9 protein-coding genes and 1 pseudogene are annotated in these 8,081 nt (G+C 49.8%); all 10 read left to right on the forward strand.

Features of this window, described 5'->3' with window-relative positions:
- Nucleotides 1-113 precede the first annotated feature (113 nt).
- Nucleotides 114-575: an SsrA-binding protein SmpB gene (smpB, locus tag lacNas_RS06745; RefSeq protein ID WP_003611142.1), complete on the forward strand. Its 462-nt coding sequence runs from the start codon at nucleotides 114-116 to the stop codon at nucleotides 573-575.
- A 217-nt stretch (nucleotides 576-792) separates the two neighbouring features.
- Nucleotides 793-1,269, forward strand: a complete 477-nt coding sequence (locus lacNas_RS06750) for a hypothetical protein (protein WP_201330035.1) — start codon at nucleotides 793-795, stop codon at nucleotides 1,267-1,269.
- A gap of 11 nt (nucleotides 1,270-1,280) precedes the next feature.
- Nucleotides 1,281-2,516 carry an ABC transporter permease gene (locus lacNas_RS06755; protein WP_201330036.1) on the forward strand — a complete coding sequence of 412 codons (1,236 nt, stop codon included), beginning with the start codon at nucleotides 1,281-1,283 and terminating at the stop codon, nucleotides 2,514-2,516.
- Between the two features lie 8 nt (nucleotides 2,517-2,524).
- Nucleotides 2,525-3,058, forward strand: coding sequence for an ABC transporter ATP-binding protein (locus lacNas_RS06760; RefSeq protein ID WP_244660609.1), 534 nt, complete (start codon nucleotides 2,525-2,527; stop codon nucleotides 3,056-3,058).
- On the forward strand, nucleotides 3,055-3,186 hold the full coding sequence (locus lacNas_RS14425; RefSeq protein ID WP_280515432.1) for a hypothetical protein: 132 nt from the start codon (nucleotides 3,055-3,057) through the stop codon (nucleotides 3,184-3,186). The genes lacNas_RS06760 and lacNas_RS14425 overlap by 4 nt, the downstream gene beginning before the upstream one ends.
- Nucleotides 3,187-3,188: 2 nt before the next feature.
- Nucleotides 3,189-3,356 (forward strand): hypothetical protein, encoded by a 168-nt coding sequence (locus tag lacNas_RS06765; RefSeq protein ID WP_201330037.1) that lies wholly within the window; start codon nucleotides 3,189-3,191, stop codon nucleotides 3,354-3,356.
- A 265-nt stretch (nucleotides 3,357-3,621) separates the two neighbouring features.
- Nucleotides 3,622-4,956: a family 4 glycosyl hydrolase gene (locus lacNas_RS06770; RefSeq protein ID WP_201330038.1), complete on the forward strand. Its 1,335-nt coding sequence runs from the start codon at nucleotides 3,622-3,624 to the stop codon at nucleotides 4,954-4,956.
- 101 nt (nucleotides 4,957-5,057) lie between these two features.
- Complete coding sequence (locus lacNas_RS06775) at nucleotides 5,058-6,941, forward strand: PTS sugar transporter subunit IIBC (RefSeq protein WP_201330039.1); 1,884 nt, start codon at nucleotides 5,058-5,060, stop codon at nucleotides 6,939-6,941.
- An 84-nt stretch (nucleotides 6,942-7,025) separates the two neighbouring features.
- Nucleotides 7,026-7,808, forward strand: coding sequence for a MurR/RpiR family transcriptional regulator (locus lacNas_RS06780; protein WP_201330040.1), 783 nt, complete (start codon nucleotides 7,026-7,028; stop codon nucleotides 7,806-7,808).
- A pseudogene (locus lacNas_RS06785) lies at nucleotides 7,808-8,081 on the forward strand (hypothetical protein); the annotation flags it as partial. The gene lacNas_RS06780 and the pseudogene lacNas_RS06785, both read left to right, overlap by 1 nt.

The following is an 8,081-nucleotide window of genomic DNA, read 5'->3' on the forward strand; positions in this document are numbered from 1 at the left end:
CGGCGACCGGCGGCACAAGCCAAGCCGCAACAACCGCGGCCAGCGGCTGGGGCAAAGCGAGCGGGGCAACCGCCGGCGGCCAAACCGCTAGAAAATAAGCGGGAGGATTTTTTATGAAACAAAAAGCCAAGGATGAAAATGTCCTCGCGCAGAACCGGCAAGCCCGGCACGACTACTTCATCAAGGACACTTATGAAGCCGGGATTGCTTTGACGGGGACGGAAATCAAGTCAGTCAGAGCCCGGCACGTGACCTTGCGTGACGGCTACGTGCAGATCATCAACGGGTCGGCCTTCTTGGAAAACGTGCATATTGACGAGTACAAGGAAGGCAACCGCTACAACCATGATCCGCTCAGAAGCCGCCGGCTCCTTTTGCACAAGAAGGAGATCGCCAAATTGGCCGATGTCAAAGCCCAAAAGGGGATGACCATCGTGCCGCTGAAGGTCTACTTGAAGCACGGCTTTGCCAAGGTCTTGATTGGCGTGGCGCAGGGTAAGAAAGAATACGACAAGCGCGAAACGATCAAGAAGCGCGACCAAGACCGGGAATTGCGCAGAAAATACAGAATTTAGAGAATCCGCCGAAAGGCGGATTTTTTTGTTTCGTTTTATATTTGCGTATTGAAATAGATTTATTAGTTTTTTGTAGAAATGTGTTGGAAATTGTTTGAGAGAGATGTAAAATTATTTTTGAAAAAGGACAGGTTGAAGTATGAAAAGAGGTTTAGATAATGGAAAAGATAAAAGCACTATGGAGGATTCCAGACAAGTTTCATGGTAGGCGCAAGTGATGAAAAAATTGACAAGAAATCCTTTCAGCCTTTCAGCGCTGGTTGGATTGTTGCTAGTTGAATATTTCAATTTCCTTTACTTAGCTGTTTTCAGCTTGGTAAGTCAAAAAGCGGCGAATGCTCGGGTGAATTGGGCGGTCAAGAATCTTTTGGAAGATTCTGCCAGTTCTTTTTCTATCCTCGCTTTTGCCAGCATCGCGGCGCTCTTGGTGATTTACCATTTGTGCAAAAAAGGGCAAAAAGAAAGAAGAATCAGAATCATCGTCGGTTCGACCCAGCGGGAGCAATACCTAGCAGGGGAGATCGTGATTTTTGGGGCTGATTTGCTGACCTTTGTCTTGGCGTTTTGGGGAATGAGCTATTTGACTGGTCATAATGAAGGAGGGGCTTGGCGAGAATTCATTTTAGCCGGTGGTCTGCATACTGTGGTTTTACTGCTGTGGTGGCCGTTTTTGGTTAAGGTGATCGATCGTTAAGGCAAAAGCAAGTGTATTTCGAATTTATCAAGAACGTATTTTTAAAGAAAGTGGTTTTGACCCTGCTGACCTTGCTATGCTTGGTTTCTTTTGGCTTCATCAGCTATCACTTGCTGCGGTCAAACTTATACGTTATAAACAACGAGCGTAGCCTGCAGACCTTGGTTAAGCGGAAAGTCTATGTTGGCAATGACCAATCGACCGGGAAGCAGTTCAGTCGGAATTTTAAGCAAAAGAATCTGGCTAAGACCAATGCCCACGCACGTAAAGTTTTTGCTTATCTGGATAAAAATTACCACTATTCCTTGAGATGGTCTTTTGACTCAAACTTGAATAATGGTGATTCCGTCAGCATCGATACGGTCAATAGCAATTTCTTTAAGTTTTACCTGCTTCACATAGCAGCGGGCCGCAAGTTCAATTCGGCCGACTATGCAAGCAGCAGCAGCTCTATTCCTGTCTTGGTCGGAGCCAATGTTGCCAAGAGTCAGCCTTTGGGCAGCAAATTTACTGCAGTAAACTCTTCTTCCGGGAAAAAGGAGCACTACCAGGTGGTTGGTGTCTTGCAGCAAAACGCGAACGTGCCTTCAGTGTATTTGCTGGACAACCAGAATTATTTGAACAACACCATCATCCGGCCGCTAAGGCAGGCCGATAAAGCAAGTGTAACGGCTGCGCAGCTGCTTGCGGCCGCTCAGGACTTGATTGTTTTTGACAGCAGCCGGGCAGAATTGGCCAAGTTGACGCGCAAATTCAACCAAGGAAATTTTTTCAAGATTCGTTTTATTTCAGTTGAGAAAAATATTTCCGACTTCTATGCCAGCTATAAAGGTACGGCCATCATGTTCGCGGTCTTCTCGCTGGCCATCATGGCAGTCGCAGTTCTGATTATCGTTTGGAACACTTGGAACTGCCTGAATGAGGAGCAGAGTGAAATCGCACTGAGAATTTCGCTGGGCATGCGGCAAAAGGACGTATTAACAGCAGCGATCATCTACCAACTGGTAATTGACATTTTGGCAATCGTGCCGGTATTGCTGTATGCTGGTTCTTATTCCAAGATGCTGGCTGCCAGCTCGGTCGGCAGCAGTTCGCAGATAGTGCTGAATGGCTTGCTGCCAAGAGCTGAAACGGCAAGCTTGTTGATTTCTTTTGTCTTGATGCTGTTGATTACTGTTTTTGCCATTGCGTTGGTAGCTGCCAGCTTTAATCGCAAGCCGCTTGCGCTGCAGATGGGGGACGAATGATGTATTCGGTGAGAATTACAGATCTTGAAAAAAAGTTTAAAAACGGCCGGAAAATTTTTTCCGGCTTGAATCTGGAACTTGAAGAAGCGTCTTTGACAGCCCTGGTTGGCGCGTCTGGTGAAGGGAAAACTACGCTTTTAAATGTGATCGGTCTTTTGGACACGGATTACGCTGGGCAAGTTGAGTTGTTTGGGCAAAAAGCCAGCGAGCTCAATCAAGCTGAAATGGCCCGCCTGCGAAACCAGCAAATCGGTTTTATCCTGCAGGAACCTTTGTTGATCAAAAACATGAACGTCAGGGACAATATTTTGCTGCCGACTGTTTACCTAGACAAAGGGCTGCGCAAGAGCAAGGACTACTACTTGAAAAGAGCTGAAAAGCTGGCTGAGCAACTGGGCGTCAGCCAAGTTTTAAGCCAAAAGCCGGCGACATTGTCAGGCGGGCAAAAGCAGCGGGTGACCGCGATCCGTGCCTTGATCAATGAATTTTGGCGGATGAGCCAACCGGATCGCTGGATGAAGAAAACGCGGAAATCATCATGAACCTGTTGAAAGAGCTCAGCCGGGAGGGGAAAACTGTTTTCACGGTTACGCATGATTCGCATATTGCCAGCCAGCACAATAAAGTGCTGCAGCTGAAAAATGGAAATATTATAGTAAAGGAGAATTGACGATGGGCTTTTGGATGATGCTTTTGTCTGGCTTGATTGGCCTGGCTTTGGTGATTTACGCTTTCAAAAAAGAGCTGCCAAAAGGGCAAAAAATTGCTTTTTGGGTGATCGGCGCCGTTTTGCTGGTCTTCGCCGTAGCCTTGGCTCTGCCAAACGGCTTGCAGCTGTAGTTAATTAAATTAAGTCAAAAAATAGACACTGGCCAAAGCCAGTGTCTTTTTCTTTGCAAAAATTGCTGTAGGGCTATTTTCCGAAATATTTTTCGCCATTGCGAAATACTTTTCACAATCTGAAATATGGTTCTTTGTTTTCGTAAACGCTTTACATATCTGGAAGCGGTGCCATAATAGGATATGTAAGCTAGCTCACGGAAGGCGGGGCGCCCAAAAGACCTCGCGTGATGAAACAATGTCTTTTGTAAGGAGCAATTGATTTATGTCAGACAAGAAATTTTCAGTAGTTATTGCCGGTGGTGGCAGTACCTTCACCCCTGGCTTTGTCATCAGCCTTTGTGCCAACCAAGACAAGCTTCCCCTACGGAAACTGAAATTGTACGACATCGACGCCGACCGGCAAAAGAAGATCGGTGACGCTTGTGCCATCATCGTTAAGGAAAAGGCACCGCAAGTCGAATTCGAATACACGACTGACCCTGAAGAAGCCTTCACTGACGTCGACTTCGTCTTGGGCTCAATCAGAGTCGGCAAGTACGAAATGCGCAGCCAGGATGAAAAGATTCCTTTGAAATATGGGGTCAACGGCCAGGAAACCACCGGCCCCGGAGGCATGGCTTACGGTTTGCGGTCAATTCCGGCAATCATTGAAATCATCGACTTCATGGAGAAGTATTCGCCGAATGCCTGGATGGTCAACTACTCCAACACGATCGCGATTGTTTCTGAAGCCTGCCGGCGTTTCCGTCCAAACTCCAAGGTCGTCAATATCTGCGACATGCCGATCGACGACATGGGTAGAATGGCTGCCATTGCCGGACTCAAGAGCTTCAAGGACCTTGACTTCACCTACTACGGCCTGAACCACTTCGGCTGGTGGAAGAGCGTCACCAACAAGAAGACCGGCGAAGACCTGATGCCGCTTTTGAAAGACTACGTCAAGAAGAACGGCTACTACGTAGGCGGGGACTTCGACAAGGAAACCGAAGCCAGCTGGGTCGCAACCTTCAAGAAGGTTGCCGACTGCTACGCCTTGGACCCGACGACTCTGCCAAACAACTACATGCAGTACTACTACTTCCCGAAATACGAAGTGGAAAATGCCAACCCGCACTACACCAGAACCGACGAAATCCTGGAATACCGCCAAAAGATCGTCTTCGGTGAATGTGCCCGGATCGTCAAGGAAGGCACGGCCAAGGGCAACCTTTGGGAAAGCGAAGTGCACTCCAACTACATCATTGACATCTGCCATGCGATTGCCTTCAACACCCACGAGAAGTACCTGGCCAACATCCCGAACAACGGGGCCATCTGCAACTTCCCGGACGACGCCATCGTCGAAGTGCCTTGCCTCTTCGGTTCAGACGGCGTGCAGCCGCTGGTTGTCGGTGAAGCCGGCCGCTTCCAACTGGGTCTGATGATGGAACAAGTCACCTGCGAAAAGCTGGTCGTCGACGCTTACGAGCAAAAGTCCTACATCAAGATGCTGCAGGCCTTTACTCTGAACAAGACCGTGCCAGACGCAACCGTGGCCAAGAAGATCCTGGACGACATGATGGTTGTCAACAAGCCTTACTGGCCGGACTTGAAGTAGTCAGAATGAATTGAAATAAAAAACAAAAAGATACATGAAATAAGCAACGAAAGAGCTGGCGGGGATCAGCCCGCAGCTTTTTGAAGGGAGGAAGATTGCTTATGATGCAGAAACTGCAGAAATTCGGGGCGGCGATGTTCGTGCCTGTCCTGCTTTTCTCTTTCGCCGGTATCGTGGTTGCCTTGACCAGCCTCTTCAACAACCCGTTGATTTTTGGCTCCCTGGCAAACACCAATACCTTCTGGTACGGCCTTTGGGACACCGTCCAACAAGGTGGCTGGACCGTCTTCAACCAGGTCGACATGCTCTTCGTCGTCGGCCTGCCGATCGGCCTTGCCAAGAAAGCCCACGGCCGGGCAGCGATGGAAGCCATCGTTACCTACTGGACCTTTAACTACTTTATCGCTGGTTTCTTGACTCACTGGGGCTCATTCTTCGGTGTCAAGGACTACGTTAAGACGCAAATCGTTGCCAACTCAACCAACAACGGTTTGACGATGATCGCCGGGATCAAGACCCTGGACACCAGTATCGTTGGTTCCCTGGTCATCGCCGGCATCGTGGTCTGGCTGCACAACCGCTACTTTGACAAGAAATTGCCGGACTTCCTGGGGACCTTCCAGGGTTCAGCCTTCGTCGTTATCTTAGGCTTTGTGGCCATGTTCCCAGTTGCCTTCCTGACCTGCCTTGTTTGGCCAAAGGTACAAATGGGCATCACTGCTTTGCAGGAATTCATGGCTTCCAGCGGCCTGATCGGGGTCTGGATCTTCAACTTCTTGAACCGGGTTCTGATTCCAACTGGCCTGCACCACCTGGTCTACATTCCGTTCCAATACGGTCCGGCCGTTGTTGCCGGAGGCTTGCAGCCATGGTGGCTCAAGCACCTGACTGCCTTTGCTGAAAGCACCAAGAGCTTGAAGAGCCTGGCTCCAAACATGGGCTTCATGCTTTACGGCAATGAAAAAGTCTTCCTGGTACCGGCCATCTGCCTGGCCTTCTACCACACCGCCAAGAAGAACAAGAAGAAGCAGACTTCAGCCTTGCTTTTGCCAGCTGCTTTGACTTCATTCCTGGCCGGGATTACTGAACCAGTTGACTTTACTTACCTGTTCGCTGCCCCGATCCTCTGGATCGTCTACTCAGTTCTGGCAGCGACGATGAACACTACCATGTACATCTTCGGCGTTGTCGGCCAAATGACTGACGGGGCCATCGGGATCGCCTCCATGAACTGGCTGCCTCTGTGGGCCAACCACTGGCACACTTACATGGCCCAGTTCATCATCGGTTTGATCTACGCCGCCATCATCTACTTCGTCTTCCGCTTCATGATCGTCAAGTTCAACTACGCTACCCCAGGCCGGGAAGCCGACGACCAGGAAGTCAAGCTGATGAACAAGAAGCAATACAAGGAAGCCAAGGCTGCTGAACAAGCTGCCGAAGCTGCCGGTGAAAACTCTTCTGACCCGTACATTGCCAGAGCCACTGCTTACACGACTCTCTTGGGCGGACCGGAAAACATTGCGGAAATCACTTCCTGTGCTACCCGTCTGCGGGTAACCGTCAAGGATCCTGACAAGGTCGGCGCCGACGCTGCCTTCAGAAAGAACAAGGCAGTCGGGGTTGTCCGTCACGGTGCCGCAATTCAAGTCATCGTCGGCCTGGACGTTGCCCAGGTTCTGGAAAGAATCGAAAGCATCATCGCCGACAGCGGCAATACCGTTGCCAAGGCCAAGGCTGACCCTGATGAAGAAAAAGCCACCGGCTACCTGGACTTGCTTGGCGGCAGAAGCAACATCAAGGACCTGACTTCCTGCTCAACCAGAGTAAGAGTTCACGTCTTTGACACCAAGAAGGTTGGCGCGGATGACGACTTCAAGAAATTCGGCGCCAGTGCCGTTGAAAAGCGGGACGACCAGGAAATCGACATCGTGGTCGGTTTGGAAGCCGAACGGGTTGTCGACAAGATGAAGGAAATTATGTAGGTTTATAAATTGGTCCAAGTCCATAAAAGTGCTATTCTGGTAACTAGATGAAAACGTCAACAAGTTAGCAGGAGGGAATCTTTTATGGCAGGATTGAAAGCACGAATTGTGGAAAAGTCGGGCAACCTGAATCCATCAGACAAGAAGGTTTTGAATTATTTGCTGAACAATGCTGCGGCCTGCAGCGAGCTCAGCCTGGCAAAACTGGCCAAGAAGCTTTACGTCTCTGAATCTGCTATTTTTCGCCTGTGCAAGAAGATTGGTCTAAGTGGCTACAGCGAACTGAAATATGAATTGGCAGACTTTTCCAAAGGGGAGAAGCGAATGGTCAAGCAGCAGGATACTTTTGCTGAGCGCCTGGTCAAAAACCTGCGTTCAGAACTGAGTTATTTCAGAACCCTGGATTTTGAGAGCTTTTATTCGACCCTGAATCAGACAAAAAACATCTACATTTACACCACTGGCTGGCAGCAGGCGTCAATCGCCAGCTATCTCTCCAATCAGCTGCTGGTGAATGTGGGCAAGCCAACGGTTGTCATGCCGTCGGCGGTCAGTGAGCTGAAAATGTCGAAGAGCTGGCTTCAGGATGGCGACCAGCTGATCGTGATCTCTTTTTTAGGAGAAGACCCAGACCTCTGCCAGCTGCTGGAAGAGCTGCATCTGCTCAATGAAAACCTGACGATCACGTCGCTGACGACGATCAAGGAAAGCCGGCTGGCGAGTCTGTCTGACTACAGTCTCTTCTTCCAGCCGAGCCTCTTCCATGAGAGCATCAGCACCAAGAACTGGGCCTTCAGTCCGGCTTACATCATGATTGATTTGTTGATTAACGGCTACTGCGAGTGGCTGAGAAAAGAGGATGAATAATGCAGGAAAAAGCTTTGAATTGGTTGGATCGGTTGACTAAATCTGCCGGACTCACGGCCCGGCGCATTATGAAGATCTATACCTTTGTCCTCTTTTTCGCGCCCCTGGCTTATCTCCTGCTTTTGCAGCTGCGGGCCGGGGCGGCCAAACAGTCGATCACTGACTTTATCGCAGCCAGTCCCGCGACTACGGTCTCGATCATCGTGGCTGCCGGCGACTTCCTGCTTGGCTACCTGTGCTGGATTGACGGCGGCGCGCTTTTGGCCGACCGGC

Source organism: Lactobacillus nasalidis (assembly GCF_016587775.1).
In the GTDB taxonomy this organism is placed as follows: domain Bacteria; phylum Bacillota; class Bacilli; order Lactobacillales; family Lactobacillaceae; genus Lactobacillus; species Lactobacillus nasalidis.